The organism is Haloarcula regularis (assembly GCF_029338315.1).
Lineage (GTDB): Archaea > Halobacteriota > Halobacteria > Halobacteriales > Haloarculaceae > Haloarcula > Haloarcula regularis.
In genome coordinates this window covers 1,584,236-1,602,472 of record NZ_CP119794.1, presented here as the reverse complement: position 1 = coordinate 1,602,472, position 18,237 = coordinate 1,584,236, and the positions used below count along the sequence as shown (strand labels likewise).

General features: G+C 60.2%; 16 protein-coding genes and 4 pseudogenes. 12 read left to right on the top strand and 8 right to left on the bottom strand.

Annotation, left to right across the window (positions count from 1 at the left end; genetic code table 11):
• The first annotated feature begins 392 nt into the window (after positions 1–392).
• Positions 393–1,642: pseudogene (locus P1N55_RS19690) on the top strand (magnesium transporter).
• Between the two features lie 306 nt (positions 1,643–1,948).
• Here the strand turns inward: P1N55_RS19690 and P1N55_RS08710 are convergent.
• The 3 genes from P1N55_RS08710 to P1N55_RS20120 all read right to left on the bottom strand — a co-directional run bounded on the left by P1N55_RS08710 (position 1,949) and on the right by P1N55_RS20120 (position 3,523).
• On the bottom strand, positions 1,949–2,248 hold the full coding sequence (locus P1N55_RS08710; protein WP_455429090.1) for a DUF7344 domain-containing protein: 300 nt from the start codon (positions 2,246–2,248) through the stop codon (positions 1,949–1,951).
• 522 nt (positions 2,249–2,770) lie between these two features.
• Positions 2,771–3,199 (bottom strand): DUF7539 family protein, encoded by a 429-nt coding sequence (locus tag P1N55_RS08705; RefSeq protein WP_276278518.1) that lies wholly within the window; start codon positions 3,197–3,199, stop codon positions 2,771–2,773.
• Between the two features lie 177 nt (positions 3,200–3,376).
• On the bottom strand, positions 3,377–3,523 hold the full coding sequence (locus tag P1N55_RS20120) for a DUF7129 domain-containing putative zinc-binding protein (RefSeq protein ID WP_455429084.1): 147 nt from the start codon (positions 3,521–3,523) through the stop codon (positions 3,377–3,379).
• Positions 3,524–3,678: 155 nt separating this feature from the next.
• Here P1N55_RS20120 and P1N55_RS08700 point away from each other — a divergent pair, with 155 nt between their 5' ends.
• The 4 genes and pseudogenes from P1N55_RS08700 (at position 3,679) to P1N55_RS19680 (ending at position 5,589) form a co-directional block, all read left to right on the top strand.
• The gene (locus tag P1N55_RS08700; protein WP_276278517.1) at positions 3,679–3,861 is read left to right on the top strand and encodes a hypothetical protein; all 183 of its coding nucleotides are present in this window, start codon (positions 3,679–3,681) and stop codon (positions 3,859–3,861) included.
• A 102-nt stretch (positions 3,862–3,963) separates the two neighbouring features.
• On the top strand, positions 3,964–4,392 hold the full coding sequence (locus P1N55_RS08695; RefSeq protein WP_276278516.1) for a CBS domain-containing protein: 429 nt from the start codon (positions 3,964–3,966) through the stop codon (positions 4,390–4,392).
• A gap of 87 nt (positions 4,393–4,479) precedes the next feature.
• Positions 4,480–5,038, top strand: a pseudogene (locus P1N55_RS19685) (anion permease); the annotation flags it as partial.
• Positions 5,023–5,589, top strand: coding sequence for a universal stress protein (locus P1N55_RS19680; RefSeq protein WP_346430013.1), 567 nt, complete (start codon positions 5,023–5,025; stop codon positions 5,587–5,589). The pseudogene P1N55_RS19685 and the gene P1N55_RS19680, both read left to right, overlap by 16 nt.
• Before the next feature lie 175 nt (positions 5,590–5,764).
• On the opposite strand, the gene P1N55_RS08685 is transcribed toward P1N55_RS19680, so the two are convergent.
• Positions 5,765–7,573, bottom strand: coding sequence for an SLC13 family permease (locus P1N55_RS08685; protein WP_346430012.1), 1,809 nt, complete (start codon positions 7,571–7,573; stop codon positions 5,765–5,767).
• 221 nt (positions 7,574–7,794) lie between these two features.
• Between P1N55_RS08685 and P1N55_RS08680 the strand changes: the two genes are divergently transcribed.
• On the top strand, positions 7,795–8,310 hold the full coding sequence (locus P1N55_RS08680) for a hypothetical protein (RefSeq protein ID WP_276278513.1): 516 nt from the start codon (positions 7,795–7,797) through the stop codon (positions 8,308–8,310).
• A gap of 68 nt (positions 8,311–8,378) precedes the next feature.
• Here P1N55_RS08680 and P1N55_RS08675 read toward each other — a convergent pair whose 3' ends face one another.
• Positions 8,379–9,719 (bottom strand): hemolysin family protein, encoded by a 1,341-nt coding sequence (locus tag P1N55_RS08675; RefSeq protein ID WP_276278512.1) that lies wholly within the window; start codon positions 9,717–9,719, stop codon positions 8,379–8,381.
• 283 nt (positions 9,720–10,002) lie between these two features.
• Positions 10,003–10,602, bottom strand: a complete 600-nt coding sequence (locus P1N55_RS08670) for a DUF5789 family protein (protein WP_276278511.1) — start codon at positions 10,600–10,602, stop codon at positions 10,003–10,005.
• Between the two features lie 107 nt (positions 10,603–10,709).
• On the opposite strand from P1N55_RS08670, the pseudogene P1N55_RS08665 reads away from it, so the two are divergent.
• The 4 genes and pseudogenes from P1N55_RS08665 to P1N55_RS08650 form a co-directional block, all read left to right on the top strand.
• A pseudogene (locus tag P1N55_RS08665) lies at positions 10,710–11,051 on the top strand (CBS domain-containing protein); the annotation flags it as partial.
• A gap of 128 nt (positions 11,052–11,179) precedes the next feature.
• Positions 11,180–13,351 (top strand): CDC48 family AAA ATPase, encoded by a 2,172-nt coding sequence (locus P1N55_RS08660; protein WP_276278509.1) that lies wholly within the window; start codon positions 11,180–11,182, stop codon positions 13,349–13,351.
• 452 nt (positions 13,352–13,803) lie between these two features.
• Entirely contained in the window at positions 13,804–14,040 is a 237-nt protein-coding gene (locus P1N55_RS08655; RefSeq protein WP_276278508.1) for a hypothetical protein, read from the top strand.
• 182 nt (positions 14,041–14,222) lie between these two features.
• Positions 14,223–15,347, top strand: coding sequence for a mechanosensitive ion channel family protein (locus P1N55_RS08650; RefSeq protein WP_276278507.1), 1,125 nt, complete (start codon positions 14,223–14,225; stop codon positions 15,345–15,347).
• A 144-nt stretch (positions 15,348–15,491) separates the two neighbouring features.
• Here P1N55_RS08650 and P1N55_RS08645 read toward each other — a convergent pair whose 3' ends face one another.
• On the bottom strand, positions 15,492–15,731 hold the full coding sequence (locus P1N55_RS08645) for a hypothetical protein (protein ID WP_276278506.1): 240 nt from the start codon (positions 15,729–15,731) through the stop codon (positions 15,492–15,494).
• Between the two features lie 64 nt (positions 15,732–15,795).
• On the opposite strand from P1N55_RS08645, the pseudogene P1N55_RS08640 reads away from it, so the two are divergent.
• Together P1N55_RS08640 and P1N55_RS08635 are read left to right on the top strand one after the other, a co-directional pair.
• A pseudogene (locus tag P1N55_RS08640) lies at positions 15,796–16,394 on the top strand (IS6 family transposase).
• Between the two features lie 448 nt (positions 16,395–16,842).
• The gene (locus P1N55_RS08635; protein ID WP_276278505.1) at positions 16,843–17,730 is read left to right on the top strand and encodes a hypothetical protein; all 888 of its coding nucleotides are present in this window, start codon (positions 16,843–16,845) and stop codon (positions 17,728–17,730) included.
• A 42-nt stretch (positions 17,731–17,772) separates the two neighbouring features.
• Here the strand turns inward: P1N55_RS08635 and P1N55_RS08630 are convergent, their stop codons facing one another.
• Complete coding sequence (locus P1N55_RS08630; protein WP_276278504.1) at positions 17,773–18,213, bottom strand: TRAM domain-containing protein; 441 nt, start codon at positions 18,211–18,213, stop codon at positions 17,773–17,775.
• Positions 18,214–18,237: the final 24 nt, after the last annotated feature.

Sequence of the window (18,237 nt, the reverse complement as noted above, 5' to 3'; positions counted from 1 at the left end):
TAGTGCCAAAGGGGGGTGAACACGCTGATACGACTACACCTCGAATGAACAATGTCTGCCGACGCACCGCCATGGAACGCAGTCATTCATCGACTTCATGCAGACGTACCTCCAGGATCATCCTAAACGCTGCAAAGAGTGTGGAAACGTCGCCCGCGCCCGGTCGGAATGGCGGATAGAAACGTGATGAGGATGGTCTCCACTTCGTACATACCTGCCCACGGTGTGGCGCGGAGAACGACGTGTTTCTCAACCTTGCCCCAGAACACGAGCGATCTCGAGGGTAGGAAGGGCAATGTGCAGCCTCTCACTTACTATTGGTTCAAACACTCCGGATTCCGCTACGTCACGTCGGTTTCCGGGATTCATGCGACGCGAGAGGGGGTAACCGTATGCAAGAATTCACGATCGATGTCCAACAGCAGATAGCTGCATCGGAGACACCAGGTGCGGAGTTCCAGGCACTACCGTGGACACGACAACGAGTCGTATTCTTCCAGCTACCCGAGTCGGTCCAGCGAGACGTACTCGATGACATGGATCGTCAGGAGGTACGGCGATTCGTCCGCCGACTTGATCCCGACGATGCGACCGACGTGGTTGGATTACTCGACGGTAACACCCAGGGAGCCGTGCTCGGTCAGCTCGAAACCGACCGAAGGGAGCGGATCGAGTTCCTCTTGAAGTTCCGTCCGGACAGCGCCGCCGGTATGATGGATCTCGGCTACGTCACCGTCGACAAGGACCAGGGATTCGAGGAGGTGGCACGGCTCGTCCGACGTCACGAGGCCCGAACGGGACGCTTCCCGACTGTCTTCGTCACCGATGGTGACGAGGTGTTAGGGGAGTTACCTGGCCATACCTTAGCCCTGGCTGGTCACGGGCGGCGGTCATCACCGAGTATCTTCGACCCACTCCCACGGTTCGATACGAACAGCTCGACTCGGAGGTCATCGAGGTGTTCAGGGCCAACCCACGGAGTGAAATCGTCGTTCTCGACGAAGACGGCAGCATTCTCGGAGTCATCTATGCGGACGACCTCTTACAGGCCATCGAGGAAGAAGCCGGCCAGACGCTCTATGAGTTCACTGGTGTCGACGAGCAGGAGAGCGTTCTCGATGGCGCCTTTGAGAAGGTTCGCCGGCGGTACAAGTGGCTCATCATCAACCTCGGGACCGCCTTTCTCGCTGCGGCGACTGTCGGGTTATTCGAAGACACGATCGCGGCGTTGACGCTACTGGCAATCTACATGCCGGTCGTCGCCGGGATGGGTGGGAACGCCGGCACGCAGTCGATGGCCGTGACGGTCCGCGGCATCGAACTAGAGCAGATCTCACTTCGAACAGGGAGGCGCGCCATCGGCAACGAGGTGCTTGCGGGGGGTGCAAACGGCGTGATTACCGGTGTTATCGTGGCCGTCATCGCCACCCTGTTCAACCAGAGTCCGCTGTTGGGACTGGTCATCGGCATCGCGATGGTGCTGAACCTCGTCATCGCCGGGTTCTTCGGCGCCCTCGTCCCGCTCATTTTGGACCGGCTTGGCTACGATCCGGCAACCTCTGTGACCATCTTCATCACGACCGCAACTGACGTCCTCGGATTCTTCATATTTCTCGGACTGGCTCAGGTTGTTCTTCTCTGAACTGACTATTAGTGATACTAGTTCGTATCGGTGGTCTAGCACCTATGCAAATGGGAATCGGCACACGAACTCTCCCTGAGACGATGGCACTCTGGTACTCGGTGGAGACCGCACACGACGAAAAAGAGCTCGGCAGGGCGCAAACAGAGTAGACAAACGCGTCAAAATTTCCACACACCAACGAACTGCCAGAATAGAATGCTGTGGCCTTGTTGAAACCCTCTGGTGATGACAGCTCAGCCCGTTTTGCCGAGATACTTCGCCCTTCCTCTTGAAGACGACGCTCACTAAACCAGCGGTCGAGGATTACGGCCAGTCGTCCGGCAACTCGTCCTGATGGTCGTGCAGCAATTTAAGAAGCGGCCTGATCTCCTCGAACCGAGAGCCGCGGGTGATAGTACCTGTATCCCGATCCCAATTGATGAATCCTGCGTCGGCCAGTTTTGGGAGGTGGATATGGTAGAGTTGCTGGTGTAGCAGGTCAAGCGCGTCGCTATCCTCCTCGTGCCCATCCGCAATCGACTCCGAGGTGATGTCGTCCTCGTCCTGCGGATTGTGTTGTGCAACGGCCATGAGAATGCGGCGGCGGTACTCGTGGCTGAGGATCTCGAACAGTTCACTCAGTGAACCCCCATTCCTCTCGCTTTTTTTGCTGACATTTGCTGATAGCTCTTGTTGCGAAACGCGTCACTTAGTGATGCGTTTCGCGCAGCCGATGCACGAAGATAAATGGACGACTGCAAACGGGTAATCCCGTTTCAAGCAGCCCCCACCGTTGGGGCTAAACGCACAGTGTGTGCTGGGTTCCGTACCATGGCTTGGTTCCCGAGAGCGAAAGGGTTTGTGAGTATCCAGCATGGCATTCGGGTTGATGTAGAGTCGTTTCAGTAAAGCTACCACCCTCTTCCCCATCCCGTAATTGTCGGCATCACACCGGTTCAATAGTGGGCTCAACGACGACGAGCGCCCGCTCGATAGTATGCACGACGCACTTGATCGAAGGAGGCGTGACTTCGGGAGTGAGTCTCTCAACCTCCGCTACTCACTCGTTGTGTTTCTCAGCGAGGGTTTCAACAATGCCGTCAAAGCGAGTACGGGCGATCATCCGAAAGTGGATCTGACCGGGGCTTACCCCTGGGTCTGACGGATGAACTCGTCGAGGGCTTCTTCGATGAGCGTCGCAACCCGTTCACTATATCGCCAGAGCGCAGCGTTGAGTCGCTCTTCGGTCTCGTCGTCGAGGTCGTCGGCCCCTCTAAGGACGGAGTCTTTGGTTATCTGTGGGTGGTACACACAAACGACGCCGAGTGAGGTATCCGAACTCGATGTCTCGGCCGTGTGGATCCCGTACTGATCGGTTCCCCAGACACCATCGCCGCCCTCTCGCTCCAGTTCGGAGTCGAGCGCGTCGAGCAGACGGAGCTCCGCTTCGGTGAGGATTGGTTGGTCGCCTTCGAACAGTTCAGTGTACGCCTCCATTCGGGCATTTCTCGTCCACTGGTCCAACTGGGACCGCGCACGGAGTACGAGCTGGCGTTCGTCTGGGAACTCTGCCATAATTCTAGGAGGACGGCCAGGTCAATCAACGTTCGTATGATGGTCCGAGCGAAAAGTACGATACCGACCACCCCGTGGTGGGCACACATCCGACCGTTCGATCAGCTACGGCGGGATCGGTGCCCGACGACCCGTGACACGGGCTCTCGGACGGGGCGTGACTGGAGTGACGGCCTCTCAGTCGTCGTGCGGAACGCTACTGTTCACCAGCCGCCCCCCACACTGCGGACATCTAATTTTGTCTTCGGGGTCTTCGATACCGCCTCCACAGTCGCGACAGACGTACAGCGTCGGTTCGAAAACTGAACCGTCATTTGTTACCATATCTCATAGGAGGGCCGGGCGGTGATAACATTGGGGGAGAACCCCATCCGAGGCGATACAGCCACGGTTCTGGATGATTTCCGCCGAATCGGAGGGCGGTGTCCGTGAGGTGACTACCCCGGAACGTTATGCACACGGCCCGCCTACGGTTCCTCATGGCGACAATTGTCTACCGAGGCGAGGATGACACCGTCTCGGAGGATGTCGACGATGAGCAACTGAACTACCGGGAGGACCACTGGCAGATTCATCACGGCGACGATGAGTTCACGTATATCCCGAGAGAACGCGTCTATTCGGTGCAGATGAACGATCCGCACTTGATTACCGAAAAGTAGACACAGGAAGAACGCAGTCGTATGACTAGGTTCGATGGTTTAGCCGATATCACGAGTTTGCGTACTCCACAGGGTTAACCGTCTGCAGGAGGTATTGGTAGTATGATTGACCAGTTTGTCGGTGATGTGATGACACCGTCAGTTCGAACGATGCCGCCAGAGACGACGGCCTGTGAGGTTGCGACGTTGTTCGCGGATCACGGTGTCGGGTCCGCAGTCGTGGTCGACCCCGAGACGGGCGAGTACCTCGGGATCGTAACCGAAACCGATGTCATGCAGCAGGTTGCAGCGGGGGCGGATATCACCTCCGTTCGTGCGGCTGGGTTTCTGAGTACGCCACTTGTCACGATCGCCAGCACGGAAGATATCCACACCGCTGCCACCCTGATGAAAGACCACTCGATCCGGCGGCTCCCAGTCACCGAGGATGGAGAGATCGTCGGCATCCTCACGACGACTGATCTCACCCACTATCTGCCTCGCCTCAGAAACGCAATCCTTCGTGGACGAGGCGACCTGGCCGCTCAGTGAGCGTCCTGACTCGAGTGATTCGTGAGACCCCTGTCCTGCGGACAATTTACGTCTCAGGCCCGACCCACGTGGTGAGGTGCACGTGAGATTGTATCGACACTCGTTGTCGTGGGATTGCTCGTAGCTGCCTTCGTCAGATTCAACATTGGTGGGTCGTCGACCGGTGTCGCGTTCGGACCAGCTGTCGGGAGTCGCCTCGTCAGAAAGGCCACTGCCGCAGCCCTGTTCACGCTCTTCACGTTTCTGGGTGCGTGGACGGTCGGTCGGAACGTCATCGACACCATGAGTGACGGCATCATCCCCGCGGTGCAGTTCTCGCCGACGGTGACTGTCGGTGTCCTCTTTTTCACCGGTCTGGCACTCTTGCTCTCGAATCTCGACGGGGTTCCCGTCTCGACGTCGATGACTGCCGTGGGTGCAATCGTCGGGCTCGGTCTGGCAACGGACTCGCTCAACGAGGCGTTGATGGTCACGATCGTCTCCGCGTGGATTGTTGCGCCACTTATCGGATTCGTGACTGGTGCCATCGTCGGCCGAGATCTGTACCCAGTTAGAGGCCCATATGTCGTTCACACGCTTCGAGCGGCACCTCGTCCAGCTCGATCGATCGGGCTCCTCTCGACGCTTCCGGTGGTCGTCCTCGGCTATCACGTCCTCTCCGAGCAGACGCCGCCGGGACAGGCGCAGCTGCAGTTCGAGGAGCCGGCACAGGCGAAGCTCGACGATCTCGCCGCGGCGTTCCGCGAAGCAGGGGGTGACGCCGAGACACGGTTGGTGTTCACCCACGACGAAGAACAAACACTGGATCGGGTGGCCGACGAGACCGGATGCGACGCGATTCTCATCCCGAGTCCGGCAACGCGCATCGAGCGGGTTCTCGTTCCGCTCCGGGGGGAGGTGGACGTCGCACGAATCGCGACGTTCGTCGCAGCGATGATCGGGACACGCGACATCGAGGTGACGCTCTACCACGTCACGGACTCGGAGGATGCGACTGCCGTCGGGCACTCGATGTTGGACGAAGCGGCCGAGCACCTGATCGAAGGAGGCCTCGACGCTACTGCGATCACGGAAGACGTGGTCGTCTCCGAGACGCCGATCCAGTCAATCGTGACAGCTGGGGCAGATCACGATGCCGTGGTCATGGGGGGAAAGCGCTCCATCGCTTCGCACGTTCTTCTTCGGGGAGGCCGCTGAACAGGTTGCCGTTCACTCTCTCGGTCCGGTCGTCGTTGTCCGTCGCGAACGGAACCACACCTAGGCGGGGACGATCCACGGGGTCGGCGAACGCCTCGGGGCTCGATTTCGAGCGATTCGCTCGATCATAACATTTCTACGCGCTGTATTTCGGGATTGAGTCAGAACACCCGCGTCACACACGGACACCCCAGAAGAACGCGATTCCGAGGACGGTGACGACCGACAGGAGCGCCTGTAACGGCGCACCAACGCGGATGAAGTCCGAGAACGTGTAGCCACCGGGCCCATAGACGAAGAGGTTCGTCTGGTAGCCGACCGGCGTCATGAACGCCGTCGAGGCGGCGAACGTCACGGCGAGGACGAACGCGAACGCGTTCGCACCGATCGACTGGGCCGCGCTGGCCGCGACGGGAATCATCAACACGACGCTCGCGTTGTTGCTGATGACGCTCGTCAACAGACCAGTCGCGACGTAGAACACCCAGAGGACACCGATTGCTGGCAAGAACACCGCGGTCGAAGCGACGGCATCGCCCAGCAGTGCTGCCGCCCCCGTCTGCTGGAGCGCAATACCGAGGGGAATGACGCCGGCGAGCAGGAAGATCACGTTCCACTCGACGGACGAGTAGAGTTCGGTCGGTTTCAGGACGCCGGTGAAGACCATCGCCACGACCCCTGCTAACGCAGAGACGACGATCGGCAGGATGTTCAGTGCGGGGAGTGCGACGACGCCGGCGATGATTCCGACCGCGAAGGGAATCTTGTCGCTCCGATAGGTCACCTCGTCGAACTCGTGGGCGACGATGAAGTCATCGTTCTCGACGAGGCGGGTGAGACTGTCGGGCGGTGCCTGCACGAGGAGCGTGTCTCCGACCCGGATACGGATGTCTTCGAACCGGTCGCGGACAACGTCACCGCGGGTTCTGAAGGCGAGGACGTTCGCGTCGTAGCGCTGTCGGAAGGTCGAACTCGCGAGGGTCTCGCCGACGAGGAACGACCCCGACGGGATGACGACTTCGACGAGGACGGGTTCTTCGTCCTCCGGATGTAGGTCCGTTTCAGTCCGGGGGCCACCTGCCAAAGTGAGTCCTTCTGCATCCATGATCCGTTCGAGCGTCTCCCGGTTCGTCCTGAGCCGGAGCGTGTCGTTCTCGTGAATTTCCTTGCGCGCGAGCGGTTCTGAAAAGCGCTCACCGTATCGGAGCAGCTGTAACACGTCGATGTCGAGGTCGTCGTCTCCCAGCGCTTCCTCGACCGTCTGCCCGACCAGCGACGAGTTCGCCGGCACGACGACGTCCGCGAGGTACTCCTGGAGGGCGTACTCCTCGACGAGGTCCTCGTCAGCGGGGATCCGTTCGGGGAGCAGTCGAACGCCGACCGTCATCAGATAGAGGGAACCGACCGCGAACACGACGAGACCGAGTTTGGTGAACTCGAACATCCCGAACGCGTGCAGACCCAGCTCGGGAGATTCCGCTCCGAGTTGGGCTGCGATATCGCTCGCGAGGATGTTCGTCGACGTCCCGATGAGCGTCAACGTGCCGCCGAGCATCGAGGCGAACGACAGCGGCATCAACAATTTCGACGGTGAGGTCTTCCCGTTGTGTGCGAGGTCGTTTATCACCGGGACCAAGATAGCGACGACCGGCGTGTTGTTGACGAGTCCCGAGACGGGGCCGGTGATGCCGATCGTCGCTGCGAGTTGCTTGTGTCGGTTGGCCCCCGCGAACGCGGCCATCTTCCGGCCGAGCAGCTGGACGATGCCGGTTCGGTTGATTCCGGTACTCAGGATGAGCATCGCCAGGACGGTGATCGTCGCCGGGTTCGCAAAGCCCGAGATTCCCTCCCGTGGAGATATCTGCGTCCACGGCTCCAGCACCATCAACAGAACCATGATCAGGATAGCGGTGACGTCGATCGGAAACCGTTCGGTCGCAAAGAGAACGAGCGCGAGGAGAATGAGCGCAAAGACAACGAGCATCTCCGCCGTCAACGGCGTCGACCCTATCTGAAGTGGTAGCGAAAGTGAAAATAACGACATACTGTCTAGAGGCAGCTACGCGGGAAAAGGTCTGGTATCTCCACGTGTCTCCCGATTGTGGATCCAGTTGCAATCCTGTCGGATGGCTCTGCTCGGCGACGCTGTAACTGTTGTCCGCGAGGCAGAACCCTTCTTTGTCTCGCTCTTCTCTCTACTTGATAGTGGTTGACGCTAGTAGAACGTACGCTGACTACGATTCGTTCGCTCGCAGGTGGCACTCAGAGACGCTTGATGCCCGCGGTGTGTCTTTAGAGGCGGCACGAGAGCGGGGTCTCATCAACGAGCAAGATACGCATCGACTGTGGCAATTGTTGGGCCTCCTGAACGAAGATGACGTGTTCATCCAGCTTCCGGCGTGGCTCGCCGACGAGAAAACGGGCGATGTGCGGGAAAATCCGGCCACCACGTTTGTCGGATACATCTCACGGGAAACCGAAGATGCGGTTCTCTTCAAGGACTCCGCACCGGGTCGTCGACTCATGCAGGTCGCACACAAGATACATTCGCTCGAACACGGAATAGAGACCACTGCAGTCGATAGCGACCGTCGAAAGCGGTTGAACGACAAACTACAGGAAGAGCACCAGAGATTCGAGATGCGGGACGACGTTCCCTATCTCTCTGACGAGTGGCTTCCGAAGTCACAGCTCATCACCATTATTCAACGCTCGCCGTGACGGGTTCGTTCACGGGTCTCCTATCGCCTTGGGGCCGTTTCGTTGCTGTCCCGAGCTGGACTCGGACGCTACTCGTCGTCCGTCTCCTGTATCGCCTCTGCCTCCTGAATCACGAGCCGTTCGATTCGCGTGTCATCGACCGTCTCGACCTGAAGGACGTACCCGTCCTCTTCGATTTGGTCGCCCACTTCCGGAACTCTGCCGAGACGACTGAAGACCAATCCACCGATCGTCTCCACGTCGTCGCTCTCGAATCGAGAGTCGAGCTGGTCGTTCACGTCCTGGATGGGGACCCCTCCGTCGACGACGTACGTTCCGTCGCTTCTCTGCTCGATCGACGGCTCCTGAGCACCCGTGTCAAATTCGTCCTGGATATCGCCCACGATCTCTTCGAGGATGTCCTCGATGGTCACGATGCCCTCGAAGACGCCCCACTCGTCGACGACGACGGCCATCTGGCCTTCCCCACGCGTCTGGAACTCGGCGAGGATCGTGTCGATCCGACGTGTTTCCGGGACTGTGAGGACCGCTCGTGCGAGCTCACGCGCTGTGACCGTGCTGTCCTGCTCCATCTCGACTTCGCTCGCTCGCAGGATGTCCTTGGCGTGGACGAATCCAAGCGGTTGGTTCCCGTCCTCGTCGAGTACGAGATAGCGCGTGTACGCCCCGGTTGCGGCAACCGACCGGAGTTCCGAGAGTGGCATCGAGGCAGTCACGGTTTCGACGTCTGGACGCGGAACCATGACCTCGCGGGCGACCGTGTCCCCGAGTTCGAAGACGCTCTCGATCATCTCGACTTCGTCGAGGTCGATGTGTCCCGTCTCCTCCGAGCGGGTGAGGATCATCCGAATCTCAGATTCGGTGTGGGTTTCCTCGCTCTCGGACGCCGGGGAGACGCCAGCGAGGCGGGTGAAGTAGTTGGCCGTCCCGTTGAAGACGATGATGCCGGGCACGAACACGTAGTAGAAGAACTTCATGAGCGGGGCTAAAAGGAGCGCGACACGCGTGGCCTCCTGAATAGCGAACGTCTTCGGCGCGAGTTCGCCGAACACCACGTGGAGGAACGTGATGAAGCCGAATCCGAGGGCGAACGCCACGAGATGGATCGTCCCCGACGGAAGAAACTGGCCGAGAGCCGGTTCGATGAGTGCTGCCACGGCCGGCTCACCGATCCAGCCGAGACCGAGTGACGAGAGCGTGATGCCGAGTTGACTGACCGCCAGATAGCCATCCAGATTCTTGATGATGTCCTGCACGAGTGCGGCCCCCGGTTTCCCGCGTTCGACGAGTGCGTTCACCTGCGTGGGACGGACTTTGACGAACGCGAACTCCGCAGCGACGAAGACCCCGTTCATGATGACGAGAAAGAAGGCGAGGAGCAGTCCGCCGAGAGAAATCAGATCAACCATAGTCTATTTCGGACGCGAGGGCACTTGTAGGGATGGATACCGCACTGGTCTTCTGCGATCAGCGTTTCCACGAATCGCAGGCGACTGCGATGCGGATATCGTATGAACGATGACTCCCCGCTCGTTCGCTATTGCCCGCTCGTGGGTGGGTGCGATTTACGGTTCCGTTGCAATCTGTTGGCTCGGGACCGTTCCTCCTGAAACGGCCGTTCGGTAGGTGTGCGTATCGGTCACGCTTGGCATGTGACGGCGCTCGCTACCACGGATGCCCGTGCTCGTGGCTCTAGATGCCGAGCCACTCGTCGACCCTGACCTGATAGCCGTTCGCCCGACAGAACTTGGCCGCTTGTCTGCGCACAGCTCGGGACGACGGAAGCTTCTCTTTCTCGTGGATTTGGTCGACGATCCAGTCGCTGATAGCTGTGATTCCTTCGTCGTCGTCGTCGGCGTCGATCGATTCGAGTTCCTGGAACGTCATCTCGTAGGCTTTGCGCTGTGTCCAGCTGAACTCCGTATTTCGAAGCGTCTCACTCGATTCGACGACTCGTTTCATCGCCGCCGCAACTGTCGGCCGCTGTACTTGCACTCGCACGGCAGCCGGCGAGTCGAACGTCTCCTCGTCCGTCTCCGGGACGAGATCCCCGACCGTGTAGCTCCCCTTGACCGATTCAATCGTGCGGTCGCCAAGTGTTGCGACGATCTCGGTCCCCGTCGCTGGGAAGTTCATTGCTTCGAGTTCCCCCTCGAAATCGCCGAGTTCCGCCGCCTCGACCGGTGGCTCTGTTTCGTCTCCCCGCTCCAGTTCAGTGGCGACCTCACGCTCTTGCTGTCGCCTCTCAGCGTCTCGCGCTTGCTTGTCTCGACCGCCTTTATTATCTGCCATTTCATACCATAGGCTCTCCAGTCGGATAGTCCTGTGGTGCAGGGTAGGTGCGCCTGGAGTTCACGCTGGGTGCGGCCGAACCATTCGCTACGCAGGCGTCCTATTTCCTCGATAAGTTCGAGGGCCTGACGCGAGACGATGTCTTGATGGGTATCGACAGCGTCACCTCGAAGTCCGGCGACATGACCGTGATCACGGCGAGTGTCGAACTGCACGAACACACGGAGTCGTCACGGGGTGTTCCGACGGTGCTGGCCCGCATCCGTCTCGTCATCGACCGAGGCTACTTCACGGCAGACGGTGAGGGCTACGGCGCGACACACGCCCTCCGTCTGGCGGCCAACGCTATCGAGCGACAGCTCCTCAAGAGCAAGGCCTACGGCCAGTCGAAGAAGCATCCGAATCCAGACGGCCGGGAGCAACCGTACGGCTGGTGGCTCGGCGCCTGACAGGAACGTAGACACACAGGTATTTGTGTCACGGAACAGTAGTATGTGCAGTTCCAGTTCTGTATCTGTCTCGACGACGTGGACAGCCGCGTCACTCCTTTCGAGTGCAGTCTGGACGGTGACTACTGATGAAATTGATTGTGAAGCCGCTCGACAGGCAGAGTGCAGGCAAGGGTATCGCAGCGATAGACCGCGAGGCGATGTCGGAACTCGGCATCGACAGCGGTGAGTTCGTCCGCATCGACGGCGACGGCGGCACTGCAGTCGTCCGTGTCCGGCCGGGACAGACCGGCGAGCGACAGCGCGGGATCCTCGGTATCGACGGGCAGACGCGGAAGGCGATCGGCGCACGCCTCGACCGGCTCGTCTCGGTCAGAGCCGCAGACGTGGAACCAGCGGCGACGCTGTCGGTTGCGCTCCCCGAGGGTCTCCAGATTCGAGGGAATCTCTCCTCGTATCTCCGCGAGAAGCTCGCCAACCGGGCTGTGCAGGCGGGCCAGACCATCCCGCTCTCGCTCGGACTCGGCGCGGCGATGGGGCGCTCGAACCGCCGGATTCCGATACGCGTCGTCGGTACCGACCCCGAGGGAACAGTCGTCGTCACGGGGTCGACCGACGTCGAGGTCGTCGACCGATCTACCGAGGCCGTCGACGCGGCGGGCGACGTCGAGAGTTCGGCTGCCGAGCTACCGGGCGTCACGTACGAAGACGTCGGTGGGCTGGACGACGAGCTCGACCAGGTGCGGGAGATGATCGAGTTGCCGATGACACACCCCGAACTGTTCCAGGCGCTCGGTATCGAACCGCCCCAGGGCGTCTTGCTTCACGGCCCTCCGGGGACTGGGAAGACGCTGATAGCGAAGGCGGTCGCCAACGAGATAGACGCCAACTTCTCGACTATCAGCGGGCCGGAGATAATGTCGAAATACCACGGCGAGAGCGAGGAGCGACTCCGTGAGGTGTTCGACGAGGCCGCCGAGAACGAGCCCGCGATTATCTTCATCGACGAGATCGACTCCATCGCTCCGAAGCGCGACGACACCCAGGGCGAGGTCGAGCGCCGGGTCGTCGCCCAACTGCTCTCGCTGATGGACGGCCTCGAGGAGCGCGGCCAGGTGACGGTCATCGGGACGACGAACCGCGTCGACTCCATCGACAACGCCCTCCGGCGCGGCGGGCGATTCGACCGCGAAATCGAGATCGGCGCGCCCGACACACAGGGCCGGAAGGAAGTGCTCCAGATTCACACCCGCGAGATGCCCATCGCCGAAGACGTCGATCTCGATACGTACGCCGATAACACGCACGGCTTCGTCGGCGCGGACCTCGAAAGCCTGGTCCGCGAGTCGGCGATGAACGCACTCCGGCGCGTCCGCCCGGACTTAGACCTCGAAGGCGACGAGATAAGCGCCGAGACGCTCGAGACGCTCGACGTCACTGAAGGTGATTTCCGTTCGGCGCTTCGGGAGATTGACCCGAGCGCGCTCCGAGAGGTGTTCGTCGAGAAGCCCGACGTGACGTGGGACGATGTCGGTGGCCTCGCCGAGACCAAAGAGCGACTGCGTGAAGCCATCGAATGGCCGCTCGCCTACCCCGATGCCTACAAACAAGTCGACCTCCAGTCGACGAAGGGGATTCTGCTGCACGGACCGCCCGGCACCGGTAAGACCCTGCTCGCCAAGGCAGTGGCGAACGAGGCACAGTCGAACTTCATCTCGGTGAAAGGCCCCGAGCTGTTCGATAAGTACGTCGGTGAGAGTGAGAAAGGTGTCCGAGAAATATTCGAGAAAGCGCGCTCGAACGCGCCCACCGTGATATTCTTCGACGAAATCGATGCCATCGCCAGCAAGCGCGGAAGCGGTGGCGGGGACAATCAGGTCGGCGAACGTGTCGTCTCGCAGTTGCTGACCGAACTCGATGGGTTAGAGGAACTCGAAGACGTGGTCGTGGTCGCCGCCACGAACCGGCCAGACCTCATCGACGATGCGCTGACGCGAGCGGGCCGCATCGAGCGCAAGATCGCGGTCGGGGTGCCCGACGAGGCGACTCGTCGCGAGATTCTGGCGATTCACACCCGCAAGCGGCCGCTGGCAGACGACGTGGACCTGGACCAGCTAGCCGCCGACATGGACGGCCTCGTGGGAGCGGATGTGGCCGCGCTGTGTCGCGGCGCGGCTACCGCCGCCGTTCGCGAACACGTTCGCTCCCAGTCCGGTGGCGAACCGACGGCCGTCGAGGATATTGTCCTCACCCAGGCGCATTTCGACGCGGCACTCACAGAGCTGACAGACGAGTCATAGGCTGGGACAGCCGCAGTCTCCTCATGGCGTGGGCCGATGTTTCGCTGTACGCTCTTCGGAAGCAGATTGTTGGTCGGGTAGCGCTGTGAAAGCGTAGCGGGCACAGGTGATGCGTCCGCGTCACCCGAACGCAACGTTCCCATTCGAATTGCTGATTTTAGAGGTGAGCGTCGGCAAGGCCTCAAGTACCCGCGTTGTCGGTCTTCGTCAGTTATCGCATACGACAGCTCTCGAGAATCTGAACGGCATCTCTGTAATCCACAGTCACTCGCGAGCACCCGCCCGTTGACTCAGAGATGGTGAAGGCCGTGGAACCCCTGCGGTTCGACACCGTTTCTAGTGAGCGGTCGTTTGGTCGGTGGGCGGAGGAGTCTCGGTACTGAGAGCCTACTTTTCAAGAACCCAAGCCATATCGGCGTGCGGACACTCCACCTTAGGGAGGTTCTCAACTGATGGATCTGCTCGATTCGTTCGGGGCGTTAGTTAGTAGTATCATTGCGTCGATTGTCCTACTGATATTCGCAATTGCCAGCTTCTTTGTGACCGTGTTCATTGTGCAGGTCGGAGCGGGGCTGGCTGGGTACGCACCAAGTGGCGATTTCGTTGCCCTTTCAGCGGCAGTGCTGGCTACCGGCGCGATCGTCGCCGGTGCCACTCCTATGACGAGTCTGGGTGGCGTTACCGAATAACGCCTTACCAGTACTGCGCGACAGGTCACCTGTCTTCATCGAGTAGCAGGGCCTGAAACGGGTGAATTCCCCGTGGAATCTGTACTTCGCTGAGGGCTTCAACGGAGTTAGATTCCTAACAGTCACCTGCGAAACACGACATCACCCGTTCTTTATCAAAGTAGCCCGTCTCTGAACGTCTCATGCGAGGAACTCCGTGTTATATTCTACCTCTTCAAGTCCTGCTCCAGTCCAGCCCTTCGTTCGACGAGACTCTGACGATCATCGCCGGAGCAGTTGTCATCGGAGGAGTGATTTGGTATCTCGGAACGTATCTTCAGTCCTACGTTCGAACCGAGAGGGCCGAAATCGTGCGAGCAGGACTGCTTCTCGTACTGGCTACCGTCGTCGCTTTCGTCCTGTTGAACAAGTGGAATGCAACGACTGACGCGCTGGAGATCGCGGGCTTCGTCCAGTTCGGTGTCGATACTGGTGTTCGCGTACTGCTCTCAGTCGTGCTCTTCATCGCCGCGTACACTGCCACACGACTTCTCAAAGGATTGCTTCTGGGCGGCGTCCGCTCTACAAATCGAGTGACGACGGCGCACCAGCGTCGTGTCAGCTTCTACGTCAGCCAGATCGTACTCTACACCCTCGCGGTATTTGGAACGTTCTCACTCTGGGGGTTTCAACTGAGCAACCTCCTGTTGGGTGCTGGCGTCCTCGGGATTATTCTCGGCTTGGCGTTCCAAAGCACGCTCGCGTCGATTCTCGCGGGGTTCGTCCTGATGCTCTCACGGCCGTTCGACGTCGGCCACTGGGTCAGAATCGGGGAGCACGAAGGCTTTATAACCGAAATCACGGTCAATCATGTCCGGCTCCGTAATCTCGACGGTGAGCACGTCGTCCTCCCGAATGAGGCCGTCGGAAATCGAACGATCATCAATCGAAGTGTGGACGGAAAACTACGACAGCGTGTCGAAATCGGGATCGATTACGACGTGGACCCGGCACATGCGGGGGCTATCGCGCTGGAGGCGATTGCGGATCTCGACGAGATTATGACCCAACCTGCCCCTCAGGTCTTTCCGATCCGATTCGACGATTCAGCAGTCGTGCTCGACCTCCGGTTCTGGATAGAAAACCCAACACCACAGCGAAAGTGGCTCGCGGTTCAAGCGGTCATCCAAAGCGTCAAATCTGCGTTCAACCGAGAAGGCATCAAGATTCCCTTCCCGCAGCGGGAACTCACCAAGCGAGGAGAGGGTGGCTCAGTTCGCATCCGGGATACTGAGCCAGCTGAAACCAGGAGAGACCAATCGGAGTGAGTCCAGAGCAGGGTCGAACGCAGACAGTGAACACTTGGTGGAACCAGCGGACGAGAGGGGCTCTCCTTGTCCCGACAGCGAGACACGCGCACACGCCGGTTCACAGACGTAACCGGACCGATTCCCAAGGGAAAGTCCGCTACCTCAGTCCGCGAAGTCGTCGTCGTATTGTTCGTAGATGATGGTCAGCCGCCCCGGCGTGGGCCGCTTCGCTGCGTCTCGAAGCGTACGGAACTCTTCCAGGAGGTCGTCGGCGTCGTCCGCCCCTTCTTGGATGCTCTGTGATTCTTCTCGAATCGTATCGTACACCTGCTCCAGCATGCGCCGAGCGGCGTACGAATCTGTCTTCGAGTCTATCTCGAAGGAAGCCTCGTAGTGGGACATACCCGTTTAGTTGGCGGTGTTTAGTTAAGGGTGAAAAGTGAGGCGGACGGATTTTGTGGTGCCTATGTCAAAAATCAGCCGCCTCAGCGGATGTAGAGACTGGATTGATTTGGGTTTTGTGGAGCGCGAGCGGACACCCGAGTCAGCGATGGCGCTGGGTATTCAATCGCACGTTGCGGGACTCTCGCTGTCGAATACCGTCGAATTACTCGAAGCGATGGGTGTCCAACGTAGTCGAAAAGCCGTCCACGATTGGGTGCAGAAAGCCGATCTACAGCCCGAATCCGGCAAATCACCGAATCAGATCGTGCTCGACGAAACGGTGATTCGAATCAACGACCAGCAATTCTGGCTGTACGCCGCCGATCCAGCAACGAACGAGCTGCTTCACGTTCAGCTCTTTTCGACGACTACGACCGCCCTCACAGACATTTTCCTGCGCGAACTCCGGGAAAAACACGATGTCGAAACTGCCGTCTTTCTCGTCGATGGCGCTCAAACCTCCAAACTGCACTTTCCCGAGCTGGACTTCGATTTCAGATGTGTCGTCACGGAAATCGGAATGCCGTCGAACGAATGTTTCGAGAACTTCGTCGCCGACTCTCGTCGTTTTCGAACTGCTTCAGCCACGCCGAACCGGAAACCGCCGAAACATGGTTGTAGACCTTCGCTCGCTGGCACAATGCTCCAAACCAAACACTACCCATGGGTTGGCGTTTGTAGCCAATACGAACGCGCTCCTCCCCTCCCTACTCGCTCCCTTCGATCGCTCCTTGAGGAAGGGGACTCCGCCTACTAACAGTTGAACCACGGCTGCGTCGCTTGGAGGCGACCGAGCCGCACCCCTCCGGGTGTTGAAACGCGAGCTGGATCACGGTGGAATCGACGGGTTGCTGACGCCGAAGTAGCCGTACCGGTTGCAGCCACGTTCGTGCTTGAACGGCGTGGTGTCCGATCCGGATCCATGCTCGCCTCCGTCTACGCACGCGTGCGCCTACGACAAACACGATATCCGTTTCCGGACTCTCTCCGAGATGGAAACGACAGAAAGCGACACAGTAATCCGGCTACGGTCAGCAGACACGCACACGAACCTGACTGGTGTCGCGTAATGAGTACGAATAGACAGGTTGCGGCTGACGAGGGGGGCAACGAGGGCGCTTCACCGACCCGCGACGAGCTGGCGACGCAGCTCGAACTCCTCGCAGAGGAGAATCGACAACTCCGCGAGTCGTACACACAGGCGAAACGGACGACGTATCGCCAGACGGCGCTCGGCCTCGCAGTCGTCGGCCTCGGCGCTGTCGCTGGCGCCCTCCTCGTCCCACGTGCAAGCACGATTCTGTTCGCCCTCGGCGGTATCGGGCTGTTCGGCGGCGTCCTGACGTACTTTCTCACGCCGGAGCAATTCGTCTCGGCGGACGTCGGCCGTGACGTCTACGCGACGCTCGCTGGCAACGAAGCGGCGCTGGTCGGCGAACTCGGATTGTCCGACGAGCGTCGCTACGTGCCACTCGAGACCGGGGACAGCAGCGTCCGACTGTTCGTCCCCCAGCACGAGAGCGCTGCGGTACCCGACGACGAGGCGCTCACGCAGACGATCGTCGTGCCCGACGACGGAGAGCGACGTGGACTCGCACTCGACCCGAGCGGAACGCGGCTGTTTCGTGCCTTCGAAGAGGCACTGACCGGTCCGGTGAGCGCTGCACCCGGCGAGCTCGGCGACCAGTTGACCGAGGCCCTCGTCGAGCAGTTCGAACTCGCGCGATCGGCGTCGGCGGAGAGCGACCCCGACGAGGGGCGGTTGACCGTCGCCATCGGCGGGTCCGTCTATGGCCCGCTCGATACGTTCGACCACCCGATCGCGTCGTTTCTGGCCGTCGGACTTGCACGAGGACTGGACCGGCCGATCTCGCTGAGCGTCACGGAGCAGTCCGACGGCGATGTCGAGGCGCTCGTCACCTGCCGATGGGACGAGACAGACGAAGCCGGTGAGTAGCCGATCGAACCGCGACACTCGGTCTCTCTGCGTGCCCCTCTCTCACCGAACCGTCGGGTCACCGATCGTCTCGGCAAATGCCACGTTCTCGCGGACGTCCGTAATCTCGACCGTCGCCTCGTCGCCTGGCTGGGTCTCCGGCACGATGACGATGAACCCGCGTTCGACCTTGGCGATGCCGTCGCCCTGGTCACCGAGCGTGTCGATGGTGACCTTGCGGGTCTCGCCTTCACTTACTGGTGGCCCGCCGAACTCTCCCGGCTCCCGCGACTGCTGGTCGCGCTCGTGCGTCGCGGCAGTCGACTCAGTGTCACCCTGCTCTGTCGCCTCCACCTGGTCCAGCAGCGCAACGCGGTAGTGCTCCCGGGTCGACAGCGACCCGTTCTCGACGAGTGCGGGTGGGATCGGAATCACGTACCGGTCGCCGTCCCGTTCCAGTGACGCTTCGAACAGCAGACGCAGCGATGTGGGAATCTCTGACATGACTACACACCCGGGCTCCTGAAT

Excerpts from the sequence above, each read along its gene's own strand:
- P1N55_RS08705 (WP_276278518.1), bottom strand. The coding sequence starts at position 3,199 with ATGGCAGAGTTCCCAGACGAACGCCAGCTCGTACTCCGTGCGCGGTCC.
- P1N55_RS20120 (WP_455429084.1), bottom strand. The coding sequence starts at position 3,523 with ATGGTAACAAATGACGGTTCAGTTTTCGAACCGACGCTGTACGTCTGT.
- P1N55_RS08700 (WP_276278517.1), top strand. The coding sequence starts at position 3,679 with ATGGCGACAATTGTCTACCGAGGCGAGGATGACACCGTCTCGGAGGAT.
- P1N55_RS08695 (WP_276278516.1), top strand. The coding sequence starts at position 3,964 with ATGATTGACCAGTTTGTCGGTGATGTGATGACACCGTCAGTTCGAACG.
- P1N55_RS08685 (WP_346430012.1), bottom strand. The coding sequence starts at position 7,573 with ATGCTCGTTGTCTTTGCGCTCATTCTCCTCGCGCTCGTTCTCTTTGCG.
- P1N55_RS08675 (WP_276278512.1), bottom strand. The coding sequence starts at position 9,719 with ATGGTTGATCTGATTTCTCTCGGCGGACTGCTCCTCGCCTTCTTTCTC.
- P1N55_RS08670 (WP_276278511.1), bottom strand. The coding sequence starts at position 10,602 with ATGGCAGATAATAAAGGCGGTCGAGACAAGCAAGCGCGAGACGCTGAG.
- P1N55_RS08660 (WP_276278509.1), top strand. The coding sequence starts at position 11,180 with ATGAAATTGATTGTGAAGCCGCTCGACAGGCAGAGTGCAGGCAAGGGT.
- P1N55_RS08655 (WP_276278508.1), top strand. The coding sequence starts at position 13,804 with ATGGATCTGCTCGATTCGTTCGGGGCGTTAGTTAGTAGTATCATTGCG.
- P1N55_RS08650 (WP_276278507.1), top strand. The coding sequence starts at position 14,223 with ATGCGAGGAACTCCGTGTTATATTCTACCTCTTCAAGTCCTGCTCCAG.
- P1N55_RS08645 (WP_276278506.1), bottom strand. The coding sequence starts at position 15,731 with ATGTCCCACTACGAGGCTTCCTTCGAGATAGACTCGAAGACAGATTCG.
- P1N55_RS08635 (WP_276278505.1), top strand. The coding sequence starts at position 16,843 with ATGAGTACGAATAGACAGGTTGCGGCTGACGAGGGGGGCAACGAGGGC.
- P1N55_RS08630 (WP_276278504.1), bottom strand. The coding sequence starts at position 18,213 with ATGTCAGAGATTCCCACATCGCTGCGTCTGCTGTTCGAAGCGTCACTG.